This window comes from Acinetobacter sp. M5A5_2a, assembly GCF_053345265.1.
This window is the reverse complement of record NZ_JBKEZV010000008.1, coordinates 45582-64705: the sequence shown is the minus strand read 5'-3', so window position 1 is coordinate 64705 and position 19124 is coordinate 45582. Positions and strand designations below refer to the sequence as shown.

Below are 19124 nucleotides of genomic sequence, written 5' to 3'. Positions count from 1 at the left end.
CTTTCATCTCTTGATGTCATTTTTAGACAAGTTCTGGGTCATTCCTGAACAAGCTAGCCCTATGTAACTGTGTTGAAATTAAATTCATTAGAGCAGGCTAGATAAGCTTAATAACCTTAAAACTATTAAGTTAGTCTAATGAATTTCACTCACAGGAAAGTGCATTTTTAACTGTCTGATTCAGATAGTTCAGGGATAGATGAAAAGGATGAAACCAATGCGTAAACAACGATTATTGAATGACATACAAAAAATATTGGCACTTAACTTATCAATAGCTGCTAGCTTTTGGGGATTAAATACTCAAGCTTATGCTCATGGTGGAAAGGCTGAAATGGTGTCACTTTATCAAAACATGAGTGAGCAGGGCGCTAAAGTTGTAAAAGATGATTTTACCAATACTTATATGATCACCAAAGGTTCTATGGTGGTTCGAGCTAAACCTAATTCAGATCAGGTTTTGGTGAATGGCAAACCTTTCAAGCTCAGCGTGCCTTTATTAATTAAAGATGGTAAACCTGTTATTGGAAAAGATTTTTTTAATGAAGTATTCCAGTCTGGTTTAGATCAAACTTTTAAAATTGAAAATACCTTTCATCCACTCAATAGCTTAAATTCTAACGAAATTAAAAAGACATTTGATGTGATTAACCGCTCGAAATACGCCTATAAAAATATGCGTTTTGCCGAGTTAAAGTTAAAAGAACCGGAAAAAGCCAAAGTCTGGGATTACTTTATTAATCACAAAGAATTTAAAGAAGATCGTATTGCCTCATTTATTTTGTTAAAGGGCAGTCAAGCGATTGAAGGTGAAGTTAATCTTAACACTCAACAAGTCACAAAATGGAATGTACTTAAAGACACTCATGGAATGGTGCTTCTAGATAATTTTGAAGCCGTACAGCGTGTAATTGAGACAAGTAAAGAATATCAAGACGCTTTACGGAAACGTGGCATTACCGATGTGAAGAAAGTGATTGCTACACCACTAACTGTTGGATATTTTGGCGGTAAAGATGGACTTGATAAACAACTCAATATATTAAAAGTTGTCGCTTACCTAGACACTGGAGATGGTAACTACTGGGCACATCCTATTGAGAACCTAGTTGCTGTAGTCGATTTAGATAAAGAAAAAATTATTAAGATTGAAGAAGGTGCGATCATTCCTGTGCCAATGGCAAATCGACCTTATATGTCGAATAAGCCCGTAGCAAGTAAGCTAAAACCACTCAATATTACTGAACCAGAGGGTAAGAACTTTAGCATTACAGGTCAAACCATACATTGGGGGAACTGGTGTTTACATGTGGCACTAGATTCTCGTGTGGGCTTGCAGCTTTCAACGGTGACCTATAAGGATAAAGGTGTGAAGCGGAAAGTCATGTATGAAGGGAACTTGGGTGGAATGGTAGTTCCATATGGCGACCCTGATATTGGATGGTACTTCAAATCTTATTTAGACTCTGGCGAATATGGTATGGGAACACTTACCTCATCTATTCTTCCGGGAACAGATGCGCCCGACAACGCAGTTTTACTTGATGCCGTGATTGCAGACTATAAAGGCCAGCCACAAGTAATTCCAAATGCCATTGCTGTATTTGAACGTTATGCTGGACCTGAATATAAACATCACGAAATTTTTGGTAATCAAGATGCCAGTGAGGCCCGCCGTGAACTTGTGGTGCGCTGGATTAGTACAGTTGGAAACTATGATTACATGTTTGACTGGGTATTTGCCCAAAATGGTGTAATTGGAATTAATGCGGGTGCAACGGGTATTGAAGCTGTTAAAGGCGTTAAATCACGCACCATGCATGACAGTACCGCAAAAGAAGACACTAAATATGGAACTTTAATTGACCATAATATTGTGGGTACAACGCATCAACACATCTATAACTTCCGCTTAGACATGGACGTAGATGGAGAAAACAACAGCTTTATGCATATGGACCCTGTAGTGAAAGCCAATGACAAAGGTGGTGTTCGTACAAGCTCAATGCAAATTGACAGTAAAGTCATTACGAATGAGCAAAATGCGGCTGAAAAATTTGATCCATCCACTATTCGCTTACTCACGAATTTCAATAAGGAAAATAAATTAGGTAATCCGGTTTCTTACCAATTGATTCCGTTTGCGGGTGGAACACACCCTGTTGCGAAAGGTGCTAATTTTTCTAAAGACGAATGGTTATTTAAACGTTTGAACTTTATGGATAAGCAAATTTGGGTGACTCAGTACAATCCAGACGAGCGCTATCCTGAAGGTAAATATTCAAACCGTTCGACTCATGACACAGGGTTAGGACAATTCATTGGCAACAACGAAAATATTGAAAATAAAGACCTCGTGGTTTGGATGACAACTGGGACAACGCATGTGGCACGTGCTGAAGAATGGCCAATCATGCCTACAGAGTGGGTCAATACGCTCATCAAACCTTGGAACTTCTTTGACAACACCCCGACTTTAAACTTGGGTGAAGAAGAGCAAAACACGCAGCACGACCATCACTAAAAATGTGCATGAGCCAGAATGGGTAAAGAATAAGTTACCCATTCCTGAGCGCTGGTAAGCCGTTCGCAAAAAGGAATTCTGTATGAAAACTCTACTTTCTCAAGTGATGAGAGGGACTCTCTTTGTCTCATTTTTTTCAACTGTGCATGCTGGTGAGCTTGAAATTAAACCGACTTTTGAAGCAACTTTTGGGGCTTTTAGCAGCGGTAAAAGTTACAACGGTGAAAACCTAGATGACGAAAGAATCAATTGGCAAGAAGGCCATCTTAAATATGGTGCGAAAGGACAATACACCTTTAAAAACAATCAGCTCTATGCAAGTTTGAGCGGTATAAGCTCAGCAACATTTGGCGATGGTGACGCAGGCCAAAATAGTAATGGCAAAGAGCGCAAAACAGATGTAAATGAATGGATCATTGGCTTTAAAGACGGTACCAATAAAGATGAATTAACGACCTATGATTTAAGTATTGGTCGACAAAATATCATGATTGGTGATGGTTTTTTCATTGCGGGTGATGCATTAAATCTCGGAAAACCTCCAGCAGATGGCGCCTTAGACCGAGGCGGAGCATATTATCTGGCAGCTCGGCGAAGTTTTGATTTTACCAGTCAGCTTCAATACAAACCGCAAGAGAATACAACGCTAAAACTGGCTTATTTAAAATCGAATAATAAAGCACAATTTTCATCTGAACTCTTTGTAACTGATCTGATGTATCAGCTTAAAGATAAGGGCGTTGGATTTACTTACTTAAATGTATTAGACCTTGAAGATGCTGAACACGTCTCAGGGCGCGAAGATCTTAAAAACTATGCTTTGCGTTTGAATTATCAACTTTTACCAGAGCTACAAGTTAAGTCTGAGTTTGTTATTCAAGATAAAAAAGATAGTCAAGAAAATGCAGGTTACGTAGGGCTGAACTATAACTTTTTATCTTCAAAATATACGCCCTCATTAGGTTACCGTTTTAGCCATTTTTCAGACCAATACGATCCAATGTTTTATGGGAATACGGTCGGTTTTGGCACGTGGTTTCAGGGAGAAGTTGCTGGAAATTATGCTGGCCCATTTAATAAAAATGCAGATATCCATCAAGTCTCTTACAGTATGAATCTAAAAGAAAATTTCATGTTAGGTGCTTTGGCCTATAAGTTCAAAACAGTAAATAAGTTTTTAAGTAATGTGGATGGACATGAGCTGGATGTGTTCTCGGTTTGGTCCGTCAATAAAAAATTCAACGTTATTCCGTTGGTTGGACTCTATAAGCCTAAACAGGATATCCAGAGTGGCGGCACTCAAAACTACGATGACAAAACCAATGTGTATGCACAGTTGATTCTGCAATACATCTATTAATAGATCCTTTTAAATGAATTGAGAGAAATAAAAATGAGTGAAGTTCAAATTTTAGCAAGCGTACAGCAATTTATGGCGCGTCAACATGGACATTTTATTGATGGAAAATTAGTTGCTGCTGAGCATTTAGATAAAGTAGATATTGTAAATCCATCGACTGAACAAGTGGTTGCTCAAATTAGTATTGGTAGTCAACACGATGTCGAAAGTGCCGTGAAAAGTGCTGAACATGCTTTTCAAAATGCTTGGGCCGAAACTACGCCGTATGAACGTGGCGTTAAACTGAACAAGTTGGCAGATTTAATTGAGCAATATGGTGAAGAACTTGCTCAGCTTGAGACTTTATCTACTGGAAAACTCATCAATATTTCCCGCCATCTTGAAGTGGCACAATCTGTTATTTTCTTAAGATATTTTGCTGGTTGGGCAACCAAAATTAATGGCCAAACCATGCAACCTTCTATTCCATCAATGCAAGGTGAAAAATATACGGCCTTTACTTTAAGACAACCGATTGGTGTAGTCGCAGGTATTGTGCCTTGGAATTTTTCACTGATGATTGGTGTTTGGAAAATTGGCTCAGCTTTAACAACTGGCTGTACCATTGTGCTTAAGCCAAGTGAGTTTGCCAGCTTGTCTTTATTACGGTTAGCCGAACTTGCCATCGAGGCAGGTATTCCAGCTGGTGTAATTAATGTGGTTACGGGTAAAGGGGATACAGGACAATATTTAATTGAATCGCCACTCGTTAAGAAAGTCTCGTTTACAGGTTCAGTATCAACGGGCATTGCCATTGGTAAGCTCGCGATGAGCAGTGATTTAACCCGTGTCAGTCTGGAGCTGGGTGGTAAAAATGCCATAGCTGTTTTGGCTGATGCAAATATCGATGAGATTTTACCGACTCTGTTACAAGCAACTTTTGTGCATCAAGGTCAAGTTTGCGCATCTCCAGAGCGTTTTTTTGTACACCACACAAAATATGATGAACTGGTCGAGAAACTTTCTAAAGCACTATCTCAATTCAAAATTGGGTCAGCAATGGATGAGGGAAGTATGTTTGGCCCACTCTCTAATCAGCCACACTTTCATAAAGTGAAACATTATTTAGATATGGCAAAAGCAAACAACCAGATTATTGCAGGGGGTGAGGCTTTAGATCAGACAGGATATTTTGTGCAGCCGACTTTAATTTCCTTCAAAAATACCGATGATCCTTTATTTTCAGAGGAAACCTTTGGACCAGTGGTCGGAGTAATGCCATTCGAAACTGATGAAGAGCTTATTCAGCTTATGAATCAGTCGCGCTTTGGTTTAACTGCAAGTATTTGGACAAATGATCTGTCTAAAGCCTTACGTTTAATTCCTAAAATTGAAGCAGGGACCTTGTGGGTGAATATGCATACTTTCTTAGACCCATCGGTTCCATTTGGTGGCGTGAAAGCTTCAGGAATTGGTAGAGAGTTTTCGGATGCATTTATTGAAGATTACACCGAATTAAAATCGGTCATGATTCGCTATTAAGTTTAAAGATTCTACGAGATATAAAAAATGGCCTTTATAGGCCATTTCTTTTGAGCTATTAAAATTAACCTAATAAAAAATCTTTTAAGATTTTATTAAAGGCTTCTGGCTGCTCGACATTGGAAATATGTGAGGCATCTATTTCTGCAAGTTTTGATTGCGGAATGCGTTGCTGCATAAATTCACCATCTGCAACAGTCGTTACAGGGTCTTGAGTTCCAGCAATCACTAATACAGGAATTTTGATGTCTTTTAACTGCTCACGGACATCCGCTTTAGCCAAAGCCTCACAACAATTGGCATAACCCATTGCGCTGCCAGCACTTAAGTCGTTACACAGGTTGTTGACAATTGAAGCGTGACTTTGGATAAAGGGATCTGTAAACCATCGCGAAGCTGCTGTGGCTGCGATCGGTTGTAAACCTTGCTCACGTACTAATCTTGCACGGTCAAGCCATGCTTGTTCTTGCCCAATTTTAGCGGCAGTATTTGCCACAACCACATGACTAAAACGGTCAGGGTAGTAAATTGCCAGCCATTGCCCCGTTAAACCGCCCATAGAAATACCACAAAAAGCAGCTTTGCTAATATTTAAATGGTCCAGTAATCGAACAACATCTTGACCTAACTGCTCTACAGTGTATGGGCCGTCAGGTGTAGATGATGAACCGTGACCACGTGTGTCATAGCAGATCACAAAAAAATGATCTTTTAACTCGTTAAACTGTTTTTGCCACATGCCATAGTTGGTGCCCAAAGAATTGGAAAACACCAAAGCAGGGGAAGAAGGTTCGCCAAAAGTTTGATAGTTAATTTGTGCATCGGCAGATTGGAAAGATGGCATTTGTTTCTCCTTAAAGTGCTTCAATACGTTCAATAATCAAAGCAATACCTTGGCCTACACCAATACACATTGAACATAAGGCATAACGTCCACCTGTTTGTTCAAGCTGGTTTAAAGCTGTAGTGACTAGGCGTGCACCTGAAGCACCGAGTGGATGACCTAAAGCAATTGCACCGCCGTTTGGATTGACCTTGTTGCTATCATCAGGTAAACCTAAATTACGGGTCACTGCTAATGCTTGCGCAGCAAAAGCTTCATTCAGCTCAATCACATCCATCTGCTCTAAAGTCAGGTTGGCTTGTTTAAGTAATTTTTTAATCGCAGGTGCCGGAGCGAAACCCATAATGCGTGGTTCTACACCCACCGCTGTTGAAGCAATGATCTTGGCACGCGGTTTTAAGTTATAAGCTTGAACTGCTTCATCAGAAGCAATGAGTAGAGCTGCAGCACCATCGTTAATGCCCGAAGCATTACCCGCAGTCACTGTGCCATCAGCCTTTACAACTGGTTTAAGTTTGCTTAAGCCATCAAGGGTTGAAGCACGTGGTTGTTCATCGGTATCAATCACAACAGCATCTCCCTTACGCTGAGGGATTTCAACTGCCACGATTTCTTTAGAAAAAAAGCCTTTGGCTTGCGCGCTTGCGGTGCGTTGTTGGCTCACCAAGGCAAACTGGTCCTGATCTGCACGATTCACGTTGAACTTTTCAGCCACGTTTTCGGCAGTCTGGGGCATGGTATCTACACCATACAATTCTTTAAATTGAGGGTTAATGAAACGCCAGCCCATGGTGGTGTCTTCAATCTTCTGGCTACGGCCAAAAGCACTGTCAGACTTACCCATCACATAAGGTGCACGGCTCATGCTTTCTACACCACCTGCAATCACTAGATTTGCTTCACCTGCTTTAATGGCACGGGCAGCAATGGCAATGGCATCGAGTGATGAACCACATAAACGGTTAATAGTGGTTGCTGGAACCTGATACGGTAAACCAGCTAGAAGTGCTGACATACGGCCAACGTTACGGTTGTCTTCACCGGCTTGGTTGGCGCAGCCATAGATCACATCATCGACCTGTTCCCAATCTACATTCGGGTTACGCTGCATGAGCGCTTTAATCGGCACAGCGCCAAGGTCATCGGCACGGACAGGTGCAAGGCCACCGGCGTAACGGCCGAATGGAGTACGGATGGCATCGATGATATAAGCATTTTTCATTCTTACATTTCCATTTTGAAATCTGTTGCTGTCATTGCCACAAATGATGGGTTTATCCATTCTTCCTTTGCATAGGCAATGCCTCACTTTTGACAGGGCAAAAGTGACAAAACCCTTTGTTACTCAGACACAACATCCCTGTTGTGCTGAGCAACGAGGCGACATCCATGTCGCCACCTCGTATCCACTAGCAGTTTGCTATCGTGACAGGTGACATGGATGTCACCCGTTGGACAGGGAGGCAAGGAAGCCTCCTCTGTTCAACATAGATTTTTGTTACTTTTCATCTTTGAAAAGTAAGGTATTGCCTATACAAAAGGCTTTTGAATATCAATGTAATTCAAGGCCGTGATGCTATTTATTAACTGTAGCGACTACATCATTTACAAACTTAATTCGTGGCATCAATCAAAGTTGCACCCGTTAAAGCCTGTAACTCATCAAAGCTAAGACCTTCAACTTTCTCAATCACTTTCAAACCATCTTTGGTCACATCAATCACACACAGGTCGGTGTAAATACGGTCAACACAGTGCTTACCCGTTACCGGATAGCTCAGCTCAGCCACAATCTTCGGCTCACCTTGCTTGGTCACATGGTCCGTGGTGATGAATACTTTCTTGGCACCCACAGCTAAATCCATCGCACCACCCACCGCAGGAATCGCATTCGGTGCACCCGTGTGCCAGTTCGCCAAGTCACCATTAGCAGCAACCTGAAAGGCTCCAAGTACCGCAATATCAAGGTGTCCACCACGCATCATGGCAAATGAGTCGCCATGGTGGAAAAAGCTGCCACCTTCAAGCATGGTCACAAATTCTTTGCCCGCATTAATCAGTTCAGGGTCTTCTTCACCTTCCACTGGGGGTGGGCCAAAAGCCAATAAACCATTTTCAGAATGAAGGAAAATATCTTTGTCGTTGGGTAAATAGCTCGCAATCTTGGTTGGCAAGCCAATGCCCAAGTTCACATATGCACCATCAGGAATGTCCTGTGCCACACGTTTTGCAATCTGGTCACGGCTGAGTTTCTGGTAGCTCATGTTATTTCTCCTTATTGCTTACTGTGCGGGCTGTACTTGAACAACGTGCTGTACAAAAATACCTGGGGTGATGATGTGCTCTGGATCTAATCCACCTAACTCTACTACCTCAGAAACCTGAACAATGGTGACATCAGCAGCCATAGCCATAATTGGGCCAAAGTTACGTGCAGATTTACGGTAAACCAGATTGCCCCAGCGATCGCCCTTGTAGGCTTTAATCAAGGCAAAGTCAGCTTTAATTGGATATTCAAGTACGTAGTCTTTGCCATCGATCTGGCGGGTTTCTTTGCCTTCAGCTAGAAGTGTTCCAAAGCCTGTTGGGGTAAATACAGCACCAAGCCCCATCCCAGCTGCCTGAATACGGCAAGCCAGATTACCTTGCGGTACTACTTCAAGCTCTACTTTCCCAGCACGGTACAGTTCATCAAACACATAAGAGTCTGACTGACGTGGGAAAGAACAGATGACTTTTTTAACCGAACCAGCTTTAAGCAGTTTAGCCAGACCGTAATCGCCATTACCGGCATTGTTGCTGACAATAGTCAGGTCTTTAACACCGAGTTCAATCAGTCCATCAATGAGTTCAGCGGGTTGTCCTGCGGTACCAAAACCACCAATCAGGATGGTAGCACCATCTTTAATCTGCGATAGAACCTCGCTAAGAGAGGACTTACTTTTGTCAATCATGTGAGAAACCTTAGAGCATGAGGTAACGTGATGTATTACTACCGCTAAAAATTTATTTAAATTCTTAATGGTAGTAATAAATGGAATAAATTTTGTGAGTCAAAAGCGAACTTTTAACTCACATACACTTTCAATTAAGCGCTAGCGCGACGACGTTCAACTTCAGTTGAAGGTGCAGCAGCGGCATCTTTAACAAGTTCGATGTTAAATGTGATGTGTTTGAAAGCGTGATCTAAACCACGGCGTTGAATTTCAGCAGGGTCAGTTACATCAACTGCTGTTGCAACTAAACCGTCACGAGTAGCGAAGGCAAAGTCATCCCATAAGTACTCATCACCCTCAATGTTGAATTGAGTAGTCAGCTTGCGGAAACCTGGCGCAGAAACGAAGTAGTGAACGTGAGATGGACGGTTACCATGACGGCCTAATTTGTTAAGAAGGGCTTGAGTTGTACCTTCTGGAGGGCAACCATAACCAACAGGCATAGTCGTTAGCGCAACATACTTACCATCAGCATCAGTCAAAATACTACGGCGTAAGTTGAAGTCAGATTGAGACTTATCAAAGAATGAGTAATTACCCAAGCTGTTAGCATGCCATACTTCAACTTTTGCATTTTCAATGATATTGCCATTGGCATCAGTCACAGTACCTTCAATAATTAAGGTATCGATTTTGCCTGTTTCAGTGCCATCATCCATACGCGCAAAACCAACAGATTCAGGCGCACCAGCTACGTAAAGTGGACCTTCGATGGTACGAGGTGTGCCACCAGTAAGACCAGCTTTGGCATCAGCTTCATCTGCACGTAAATCAAGATAGTGCTCTAAACCTAAGCCGGCTGCTAAAAGTCCAAGTTCGTTTGCTTGACCTGCATCTGTGAAATATTCCAAACCTTTCCATACTTCTGAAGGTTGGATGTCTAAGTCTTCGATGGCTTGAAATAAATCCCCGAGAAGGCGCACTACAATTTGCTGAACACGTTCATCGACTTGGCCTTTAGCTGTGTCGACATTCATTTGTTTTACAAGCGCATCAATTTGTTGACGGTTCATACTAAAACTCCTTAAGTATGCAATACGGTTTTGGGTGGCAGTGTTGCGGGCATTTTGTTTTGCTAGCGAATTGTTGCTGCCACGTTCCTTGTTACCTTCTGAATAAATATGCTTAGTTTTTAAATGGACTTCAGAAATCACATTTAAAAAATTCTTCTTGGTTTACGAATCATCATCACGAACAGAAGAAGGGTGACGATTAAGTGCCATCACTTCGATGTTCATGTAAGGATAGAGAGGTAATCCCTGTAAAATATTGTGCAACTCTTCATTGCTCTCTACATCAAAAATACTGATGTTTGAATACTGGCCTGTAACTCGCCAGATGTGACGCCATTTACCTTGACGTTGTAAATCTTGCGAATAAGCCTTTTCAACGGCCTTAATTTCATTTGCTTTGTCGGCTGGCATATCAAGTGGAATATGCACATCCATACGTACATGAAATAACATGGGAAACTCCTTATCCTGTTGCCTTAACGACGTAACTTCTCGACTTTATCTTCATCAATTTCAATGCCTAAGCCCGGAGCTGTTGGCAAGTGCAATTCAAAGTTTTCGTAACGTAGCGGTTCTTTCAAAATTTCTTCGGTAAGCAATAACGGACCAAATAATTCAGTACCGAATGCTAATGTTTCAAAAGTTGCAAATGCATGAGCAGAAGCAATGCTACCTACAGGGCCTTCAAGCATGGTACCGCCATAAAGATCGATTCCCGCCAAACCTGCAACCTTGGCCACTTCACATGCTTCGATCAGACCACCAGATTGTTCAATTTTTACCGCAAATACGTCAGCCCCATGGCTTTTTGCAATACGGTATGCGCTGTCTGGCCCAGTTAAAGCTTCATCCGCCATGATTGCCACATCAAAACGATGTGTTAAACGAGCAAGTGCTTCAGTATTTTGAATAGCACAGGGCTGTTCAATTAAATCAATTCCGCCATCTTGCAGCTGTTGAATACCTTGGATACATTCCAGCTCTGACCATGCACGATTTACATCGACACGTACACTAATATCTGCACCTAGTGCTTTTTTAATTGCAATCACATGATCAACATCGTGTTGCAAAGGGCGTGCACCGATTTTGAGTTTGAACGTGTTATGACGTTTCAACTCAATCATTTTCCGAGCTTCAGCAATATCTTTTTCTGTATCACCAGACGCGAGCGTCCAAAGTACAGGTAAACTATTACGCAGACGACCACCTAAAACTTCGCTTAATGGCACGCCTAAACGTTTTGCCTGAATATCAAGTAGGGCAGTTTGAATGGCGCATTTCGCAAAACGGTTACCATTAATATTTTTACGAATCAGTTTTAGTGTTTGAGCAACGTTTAAATCTTTAACTGATGCGAGTAATGGTGCAAAGTAAGTATCAATATTGGCTTTGACACTTTCAGGACTTTCTTCACCATAGTTCAGTCCACCAATGGTGGTCGCTTCACCCCAACCGACAATACCATCCATGGTCGTAATTTTAACGAGCACCAAAGTCTGAGTACGCATTGTGGTTACAGACAACTGGTGAGGACGGATAGTTGGAATATCCACAAGTATGGTTTCTATGGTTCTATACATGAAGTTTCAACTATTTCAAACTTGTTTACATACCATAGAAGAATGTAATAGCCTAAAATAGATATAGAACGGTATTTTAAGATACTAAAAAGGTATATTAATGGAATTAAGACATCTACGTTATTTTGTTACCGTTGTTGAAGAACAAAGTCTGACTAAAGCCGCAGAAAAGCTTTTTATTGCCCAGCCACCTTTAACACGTCAAATCAAAAAACTAGAGGAAGAGTTAGGCATTGATTTGTTTGTGAAGGGCTCTCGTCCATTAAAAGCGACAGAAGCAGGTCTGTTTTTTTACCAACATGCTGTGCAGATTTTAACGCATACGGCTCAAGCAGCTTCTATGGCTAAAAAAATGAAGCTGGTAGAGAACATTGTCAAAGTTGGCTATGTTAGTTCACTTCTTTACGGACGCTTACCACAGGTCATTTATCTATTTAGACAAAAAAATCCTGACATCCATGTTGAACTGATTGAATGTGGAACACGAGATCAGGTTGAAGCTTTAAAGTTAGGCAAAATCGATTTAGGTTTTGGTCGATTACCCATTAGTGATCCTGCCATTAAGAGACTTTTACTCAGAAAAGAAAAATTAAAATTAGCGATTCATAAAAAGCATCCATTAAGTGAATTTCAAGATTCAGGAATTTACTTATCTCAAATCATTAATGAGACGATTTTTTCTTATCCCACTACACCTAAGCCAAATTTTTCGACCACCATTCAAGCTTTATTTACCAAGTTGGGTTTAATTCCAGCCAAACTTACAGAAGTCCGCGAAATTCATATGGCATTGGGATTAGTGGCATCGGGTGAGGGTATTTGTATTATTCCGGAAAGTGCCTGTGACATTGGAATGAAGAATCTAACTTACTTAAATATCTTAGACTTAGAAGCTTATAGTCCTATTTCTCTATCTATGCGCAACATGGATCAAAGTTCGTATATTCCTAAAATTTTAGATTGTATTGAAGAGATCTATAGCGAAGAACAAGTGTCTAGAAATTTGAATTTATAACTTTTTAATACGATTAAAATTGAATTTTCATGTTATTTTAAAACTTTAAACCTATAGGTAATATGTAAAAGGAATTATTGAATGAGAAAAATTTTAGGACTAGCTTCTCTCATTATGTCTACTGGTGTTGTACATGCTGAACAATTAAATGAACAAGAACAAATTTCTCCATACAGTGCAAATGTAACCTTCGCGAGTCAATATATATCACGTGGTTTCCAACAAACATGGGGTAAGCCAGCTTTACAGATTGGTTTAGATTATGCAAATCCGAATGGATTATTTGTAGGTACTTGGGCATCGAATGTGAGTTCTAACTATCTTAGAGATGCTTCAGTTGAGTGGGATTTTTATGCAGGTTATATAAAAACTTTCGATAAGTTTTCGGCTGGCATGACGGTTTTTTATTACTACTATCCGGGAGCTGAAAGCACGCCTGAAACGGGCAGTACCAGTTATAACTATGGCGAAATTGTGCCTCAAATTGGTTATGGACCTTTAACGCTTAAATACTTTATTACCTACACCCCAGATTATGCTGGCTATAACTCCAAGACGATGGGCGGCCCTGAGGGTAAACGTTCAAGAGGAACTACATATCTGGATTTAACTTTTACACAGCCAATAAATGACACTTGGACTTTTGGTGCCCATTATGGCTATGAAAGAATTAAAAATTTCTCGGAAGCTAATTTCCAAGATATAAAAGTCGAGCTTATTAAGGATTTAGGCGATGGTTGGAATACGGGGGTGGCCTATACCAAAGCTTGGGATAAAAATGGGTTCTATAAAAAGTATAGTAATGGTGAGCCAGATGCACCTATTTCAAATCCGATTGACTCAACATTTACAGTGTCTGTAAAAAAAGTTTTTTAAGTTAAACTTATCAATAGTGGTCTGATTAACTACGCTTGAAAGTCATCTGTAAACTTTCAAGCGTAGTTAAAAACAATCTCCTGTTAAGACTAAGAATTTACTTTTCTCAGCCAAGAAAGATTTAATATTGCTGTTTGTTTAATTTTAAAATAAGACATAAATCATTTAATATTGTACCTTTAGTTTTTAAGCACATCTTTAATTAGATCTAATAAAATTGATAAGGGGTAAATAATGTCAGAAGTTGACAATAAACAAAAAACTAATTCTGAATATTCATTACAAGTTGATTGTGCTTCAGCTTTGAGTTTCGTTTTACAGCAAAATTCAGTGCCCCTAATCCGACAAGTTCTAATATCTTCTACTGAAACAATTTCTGACTCTCGAATTATTATTCGTTCTAATCCTGAATATTTCAAAGAACATACCATCCATATTTCAAGCTTAGAAAGTGATCAAGTCTTAGCTCTAGATAAACCAAAATTAGCTTTTGATATTCAAATGTTGCAAGAGCTACCTGAAAATATGAAAGGGAGTATTGACGTACTCTGGTTGAATGAAAAAGAAGAAGTGCTGGCAGAACAGCGGTTAGAAATAGATGTATTAACTATTGATACTTGGGGCGGAGAACGTCAGCCAATTGAGTTGTTGGCGAGTTTTTCACAACCTAATTCTTCAGCACTCAGCCCAATTTTAGTTAAAGCGAGTGAGATCTTAAAAACAAAACAACTCGGTTCATTAAGTGGATATTTAGAACGAGATCGGGATTCTGTTCTATCTCAGTTGAATGCACTATGGGAATCTTTATTACAACAAGATATTCATTATATTGTTAACCCTGCAAGCTTTGTTAAATCGGGCCAACGAATCCGTTTGGCAAAGCAGATTTTTGAAGAAAAACTGGCGTGCTGTTTAGATACTACAATGTTGTTAAGTGCCTTGGCTGAACAAATTGGTCTTGATACGTTAATTATTATTGAAGAAGGACATGCCTATCTTGGTGTTTGGTTAAATGAAACCCCAAATGTTGATTTAATTATTGATGATATTCAGGCATTAAGAAAACGTTATGATTTGGGTGAGATCGTTTTTATAGAAACGACGTTACTTACACAACAAGCAAAATTCACTTCCGCACTTGAAACTGCAAGACAGTATATTAAGGATGAATCTCGTCAGAATAAATTTTATCTTGCAATTGATGTTCGTCAGTCTCGATTGCGTGGTATTAAACCAATTTCTGCACATCTGGAAAAGCAGAATCACCTAGATGAAACAGAGATTGAATGGGCATCTGCATCTATTCCTAATTACGATGTTGACCGTTCTGTTGAAAGTAAAACTACAAGGGTTGATCGTTGGTTACGTCGATTATTAGATTTAAGTCTTCGTAATAAACTCTTAAATTTTAAAGATAACCGTTACAGTATTCCTTTACAGTGCTCTGAGTTAACACTAAGCAAACTTGAAGATGCGCTTGCAAATCAGGAGGGTTTTTTATTTAAGAGTATTGATAGTATTTCGCTAAAAGATGTCCAGCGTGAAAATGAAAGCCAACATATTTATCAGTATGTTGATGAAAGCCTTTCTAGAAAATTATTATTTAGTCCTTTAGATACACCCTTATTAGAAAAGCGCCTGATTGAAGTCTATCGTGCTTCGCGTACTGCTTTAGAGGAAGGCGGGGCTAATACATTATTTCTTGCGGTTGGTTTTCTTGAGTGGAAAGAGTCAGAACGCTCGAAACGTACTTTTAAGGCCCCATTACTACTTATTCCTGTACAGATTACGCGTGAGACGGCTAAAACAGGCTATCGTCTATTTATGTACGATGATGAACCACGTTTTAACTCCACTCTATTACAACTATTAAGACAAGACTTTGAACTTGATATTGCTGGCTTGAATCCATTACCAGCAGATGACTCCGGTGTAGATGTCAATCAGGTTTTACATATTGTACGGAAGGCGATTGTAAATATAGCAGGATGGGAAGTAAAAGCTGAGGCTGCTATTGGTCAATTCTCATTCTCTAAATATTTAATGTGGCTTGATTTGTCTTCACGGATGGATGAACTGAAAAATCAAGCAGTAGTAAATCATCTAATTGAATCCCCACGGGAACCTTTTATTAAACAAGATGAATTCCCTCAACCTGCTCAATTAGACCAACAATATAAGCCACAACAATTATTTACTCCTTTATCGTCTGACTCTTCGCAGTTAGCTGCAGTCATGTCCGCAGCATTAGGACGCACCTTTGTATTGTCAGGTCCTCCTGGTACAGGTAAGTCACAGACCATTACCAATATGATCTCTCAATGTTTGGCGGATGGTAAATCCGTGTTATTCGTATCTGAAAAAATGGCTGCTTTAGAAGTTGTTTATCGCCGTTTGACACAAATTGGCTTAAGTGAATTGTGTTTGCAGTTACACTCATCCAAATCCCAAAAAATGGAAGTACTGGATCAACTGAGAGAAAGAGCGCAGAAAAATAATGATCCTTACTTTTTAAGTGCTCAACCTAAAACAACAGAATGGCAGAAACTTTCAGACAGATTAATTCAAACACGAGATGAGCTGAATCAACATGTAAAAAATCTCCATACATCACACCCTATTGGCTGGAGTTTGTATGCCGCAATGAGTGATGAACTTCGTTATCGGGATACACCGCATTTACGTTTTCCTGATATCAATATTGCGACATTAACAGCAGAAAAACGTGAGCTACTGAGTGAGAGCGTGACACAAGCTGTAAGTTTACGTCAGCTCGTCAATGAAAATGTTAAAGATGTATTGAATGGTTTTGCGGAAGGTTTGTCTGAGCCGATTTGGAGCCTAGCATGGCAAGAACAATATCAAATATTGCAAGATCAACTTGTAGATCAGATACAGCGTTTGCAAAGTTCAGTTTCTATTTGGCAAGAAGTTTATGGATTTGGGGAAAAGAAAAATCTGAGTCAGGTTAAACATGATGTCTCTATTTTTACGGCATTATCCGATCTTGTTCAGCAAACTGATTTAAAATTATTAAGTGTTATTAAAGATTTAGATTTAAACACGATTATACAAGCGAAGCAGTTAGTCCAAGATTTAAAACAGCAACGTTCTTCGTTAGTTGGACAATACCAATCTCAAGTTTATCAAGCAGATTTAAATCAAATTGCCTTTAAATGGCGTGAAGCAGAATCAAAAATTTTCCCATTTTCATGGTTCGCTAAATTCCAACTGAGAAACTTAGTCAAAACTTATCAAAACTCAACTCAACGTCCTACAGCTTTGGCAGTTGCTCATGACTTGCCAATATTGCAACATATCCAAAGTCAACAACGACAATTCACTGAATGTGAAAATCAGTTGGCAAGTAAATTGGGTTCTTACTGGCAGGGTGAAGATAGTGCATGGCAAAGTTTTGAAACTATTCACAATCAGTGGCAAGAAATTAAGCAAATCGTTGCATCAACAATTACAGATCAAGCAACTTTATTAAAAGCTGTAGAGTTTAGTAAAAATAATAGTTTGGATGAAATAAAACAAAATATAGCTCAGGTGGAAAATACATTCGGTCAATTGTTGAATGATCATGCACTGAAAGGCGATATCCAACTCACTCCATATCTAGATATTAATTTTAGTGAAATTCTTGAAAGACAAAAGCAATTACAGCAACACAGTTCATCTTGGAGACATTGGTTAAATTGGCAAGCTATAAAGAGCCAGTTGATTAAACAAGGATTAAAACCCTTCGCCTTTGAACTTTTAAATACCCGATTGGAACTGGATGCTGCTTTAAAAAGCTTGAATATTAATTTAGCAAGACACTGGATTACTCATCAATTTAGTCAACATCCAGAATTAAATCAATTCAATAGCCAGCAACATGAACAGAAAATTCAGACTTTTGCACAGCAAGATAGAGAACACCAGCTTGCTGCGAGTCATGAGATTATTCATCGTTGGAATGCTATTTTTAGTGAACAAGATAAATATAAGGCACAGTGGACTGTTCTAAATAAAGAATTGGGCAAGAAACGTCGTCATATTCCTGTACGTGAACTAATGCGCCAGATTCCTGACGTATTAGTGGGGCTAAAGCCATGCTTATTAATGAGTCCGTTATCTGTGGCTCAATATCTGGATACTGAAGCAAAATTTGATGTGGTGATTTTCGATGAAGCTTCACAGATTCCAGTATGGGATGCGATTGGTGCATTAGCGAGAGGCAAGCAGTCAATTGTGGTGGGTGATAATAAACAAATGCCGCCAACAAGCTTCTTTGGTAAGGGAGATTCTGAAGAAGAGGTTGATGAAGAAGTCACTGAAGATTTAGAAAGTATTCTGGATGAATGTCTTGCTGCTCAGTTACCTGAATTGGCTTTGAACTGGCATTATCGTAGTCGTTATGAAAGTCTTATTCAGTTTAGTAACCAGAAATACTACAAAGGTGGTTTATTTACTTTCCCTGCACCTGTTGCTAAAGATACCGCTGTAAAACTTCATATGGTTGAGGGTGTCTACGACAAAGGGGATACGCGTACCAATACGAATGAAGCTAAAGCAATTGTTGAATTTATTATTCAGCATTTACAGTCACAGTTAGGACAAGAGAACCCTTTGACCTTAGGTGTTGTGACTTTCAATATGACGCAGCAAAAGTTGATTGAAGATTTGTTGGATAATGAGCTAGCAAATCATCCTGAGTTAGAGACACTCAGTAAATCAGGCATTGAACCTTTATTCGTTAAGAATTTAGAAAATGTGCAAGGAGATGAACGCGATATTATCGTTTTCTCCATTACCTATGCAAAAGATCAGGATGGTCGCTTATCAATGAATTTTGGTGCGCTTAACCGTCAAGGCGGTCAGCGCCGTCTAAATGTAGCAATTACTCGCGCCCGTCAAGGTTTACATGTTTTCTCTGCCTTGAGTCCAGAAGAAATTAATTTGGCACGCACCAATAGTGAGGGCGTAAGAGATTTAAAAGACTTCCTAGTTTTTGCTCGCAGTGGTCAGTTGCATTTAAATTATGTTGATCAAAGTAAAAAGCAGACTAAAAAAGAGTTCGTACAGTACCTACAAACTAAGCTACAAGAACAAGGCTGGAGTGTGGATCTTGGAATAGGACAGGGTGATAGCTGTGTAGACTTAGCTATTAAGGATGATCTGAATTCGGGTAGTTATATTGCAGGTGTTATTGTAGATGGTGAAAACTATGCTAAAGCTGCTACTGCACGAGATCGAGATCAACTTAGACCAACGGTTTTAAATGGATTAGGTTGGGAAGTTTTATCGGTTTGGACGGTCGATTGGTGGTTAGATCCAAATCAAAACTTAACTGAATTGGTAAAAATATTAGAAGAGATAAAAGTGAATCAAAATGTTGCTTAAA

The 19124-nt window shown here is 39.7% G+C and carries 13 protein-coding genes; 6 read left to right on the top strand and 7 right to left on the bottom strand.

Features of this window, described 5'->3' with window-relative positions; translation table 11 throughout:
- Window positions 1-208: 208 nt before the first annotated feature.
- The 3 genes from tynA (at window position 209) to ACLBWE_RS10825 (ending at window position 5405) form a co-directional block, all read left to right on the top strand.
- Window positions 209-2524: a primary-amine oxidase gene (gene tynA / locus ACLBWE_RS10835; RefSeq protein WP_447602824.1), complete on the top strand. Its 2316-nt coding sequence runs from the start codon at window positions 209-211 to the stop codon at window positions 2522-2524.
- 142 nt (window positions 2525-2666) lie between these two features.
- A complete protein-coding gene (locus ACLBWE_RS10830) occupies window positions 2667-3884 on the top strand; it encodes a hypothetical protein (protein WP_447603113.1) in 1218 nt (405 codons plus the stop codon).
- Window positions 3885-3917: 33 nt separating this feature from the next.
- Window positions 3918-5405 carry an NAD-dependent phenylacetaldehyde dehydrogenase gene (locus ACLBWE_RS10825; RefSeq protein ID WP_447602822.1) on the top strand — a complete coding sequence of 496 codons (1488 nt, stop codon included), beginning with the start codon at window positions 3918-3920 and terminating at the stop codon, window positions 5403-5405.
- Between the two features lie 64 nt (window positions 5406-5469).
- On the opposite strand, the gene pcaD is transcribed toward ACLBWE_RS10825, so the two are convergent.
- The 7 genes from pcaD to ACLBWE_RS10790 form a co-directional block, all read right to left on the bottom strand.
- Window positions 5470-6249, bottom strand: coding sequence for a 3-oxoadipate enol-lactonase (gene pcaD / locus ACLBWE_RS10820; RefSeq protein WP_447602820.1), 780 nt, complete (start codon window positions 6247-6249; stop codon window positions 5470-5472).
- 10 nt (window positions 6250-6259) lie between these two features.
- Window positions 6260-7471 carry a 3-oxoadipyl-CoA thiolase gene (pcaF, locus tag ACLBWE_RS10815; protein WP_447602818.1) on the bottom strand — a complete coding sequence of 404 codons (1212 nt, stop codon included), beginning with the start codon at window positions 7469-7471 and terminating at the stop codon, window positions 6260-6262.
- A gap of 391 nt (window positions 7472-7862) precedes the next feature.
- Window positions 7863-8513 (bottom strand): 3-oxoacid CoA-transferase subunit B, encoded by a 651-nt coding sequence (locus ACLBWE_RS10810; RefSeq protein WP_447602816.1) that lies wholly within the window; start codon window positions 8511-8513, stop codon window positions 7863-7865.
- An 18-nt stretch (window positions 8514-8531) separates the two neighbouring features.
- A complete protein-coding gene (locus tag ACLBWE_RS10805; RefSeq protein ID WP_013197703.1) occupies window positions 8532-9203 on the bottom strand; it encodes a 3-oxoacid CoA-transferase subunit A in 672 nt (223 codons plus the stop codon).
- A gap of 134 nt (window positions 9204-9337) precedes the next feature.
- The gene (gene catA / locus ACLBWE_RS10800) at window positions 9338-10258 is read right to left on the bottom strand and encodes a catechol 1,2-dioxygenase (protein WP_447602814.1); all 921 of its coding nucleotides are present in this window, start codon (window positions 10256-10258) and stop codon (window positions 9338-9340) included.
- Between the two features lie 162 nt (window positions 10259-10420).
- Window positions 10421-10711: a muconolactone Delta-isomerase gene (catC, locus tag ACLBWE_RS10795; protein ID WP_003651954.1), complete on the bottom strand. Its 291-nt coding sequence runs from the start codon at window positions 10709-10711 to the stop codon at window positions 10421-10423.
- 23 nt (window positions 10712-10734) lie between these two features.
- A complete protein-coding gene (locus tag ACLBWE_RS10790; protein ID WP_151743708.1) occupies window positions 10735-11841 on the bottom strand; it encodes a muconate/chloromuconate family cycloisomerase in 1107 nt (368 codons plus the stop codon).
- Between the two features lie 100 nt (window positions 11842-11941).
- On the opposite strand from ACLBWE_RS10790, the gene ACLBWE_RS10785 reads away from it, so the two are divergent.
- The 3 genes from ACLBWE_RS10785 to ACLBWE_RS10775 all read left to right on the top strand — a co-directional run bounded on the left by ACLBWE_RS10785 (window position 11942) and on the right by ACLBWE_RS10775 (window position 19123).
- Window positions 11942-12856, top strand: coding sequence for a LysR family transcriptional regulator (locus ACLBWE_RS10785; RefSeq protein ID WP_045431386.1), 915 nt, complete (start codon window positions 11942-11944; stop codon window positions 12854-12856).
- Between the two features lie 81 nt (window positions 12857-12937).
- Window positions 12938-13732 (top strand): TorF family putative porin, encoded by a 795-nt coding sequence (locus ACLBWE_RS10780; protein WP_447602811.1) that lies wholly within the window; start codon window positions 12938-12940, stop codon window positions 13730-13732.
- 234 nt (window positions 13733-13966) lie between these two features.
- The gene (locus ACLBWE_RS10775) at window positions 13967-19123 is read left to right on the top strand and encodes a DUF4011 domain-containing protein (RefSeq protein ID WP_447602809.1); all 5157 of its coding nucleotides are present in this window, start codon (window positions 13967-13969) and stop codon (window positions 19121-19123) included.
- The last annotated feature ends 1 nt before the right edge of the window (window position 19124 follow it).

What these genes read in the sequence shown, in the direction of transcription:
- pcaD (WP_447602820.1), bottom strand. Translation starts at nt 6,249, where the DNA reads ATGCCATCTTTCCAATCTGCCGATGCACAAATTAACTATCAAACTTTT.
- ACLBWE_RS10780 (WP_447602811.1), top strand. Translation starts at nt 12,938, where the DNA reads ATGAGAAAAATTTTAGGACTAGCTTCTCTCATTATGTCTACTGGTGTT.
- ACLBWE_RS10805 (WP_013197703.1), bottom strand. Translation starts at nt 9,203, where the DNA reads ATGATTGACAAAAGTAAGTCCTCTCTTAGCGAGGTTCTATCGCAGATT.
- ACLBWE_RS10825 (WP_447602822.1), top strand. Translation starts at nt 3,918, where the DNA reads ATGAGTGAAGTTCAAATTTTAGCAAGCGTACAGCAATTTATGGCGCGT.
- ACLBWE_RS10775 (WP_447602809.1), top strand. Translation starts at nt 13,967, where the DNA reads ATGTCAGAAGTTGACAATAAACAAAAAACTAATTCTGAATATTCATTA.
- tynA (WP_447602824.1), top strand. Translation starts at nt 209, where the DNA reads ATGAAACCAATGCGTAAACAACGATTATTGAATGACATACAAAAAATA.
- catC (WP_003651954.1), bottom strand. Translation starts at nt 10,711, where the DNA reads ATGTTATTTCATGTACGTATGGATGTGCATATTCCACTTGATATGCCA.
- ACLBWE_RS10785 (WP_045431386.1), top strand. Translation starts at nt 11,942, where the DNA reads ATGGAATTAAGACATCTACGTTATTTTGTTACCGTTGTTGAAGAACAA.
- pcaF (WP_447602818.1), bottom strand. Translation starts at nt 7,471, where the DNA reads ATGAAAAATGCTTATATCATCGATGCCATCCGTACTCCATTCGGCCGT.
- ACLBWE_RS10790 (WP_151743708.1), bottom strand. Translation starts at nt 11,841, where the DNA reads ATGTATAGAACCATAGAAACCATACTTGTGGATATTCCAACTATCCGT.
- catA (WP_447602814.1), bottom strand. Translation starts at nt 10,258, where the DNA reads ATGAACCGTCAACAAATTGATGCGCTTGTAAAACAAATGAATGTCGAC.
- ACLBWE_RS10810 (WP_447602816.1), bottom strand. Translation starts at nt 8,513, where the DNA reads ATGAGCTACCAGAAACTCAGCCGTGACCAGATTGCAAAACGTGTGGCA.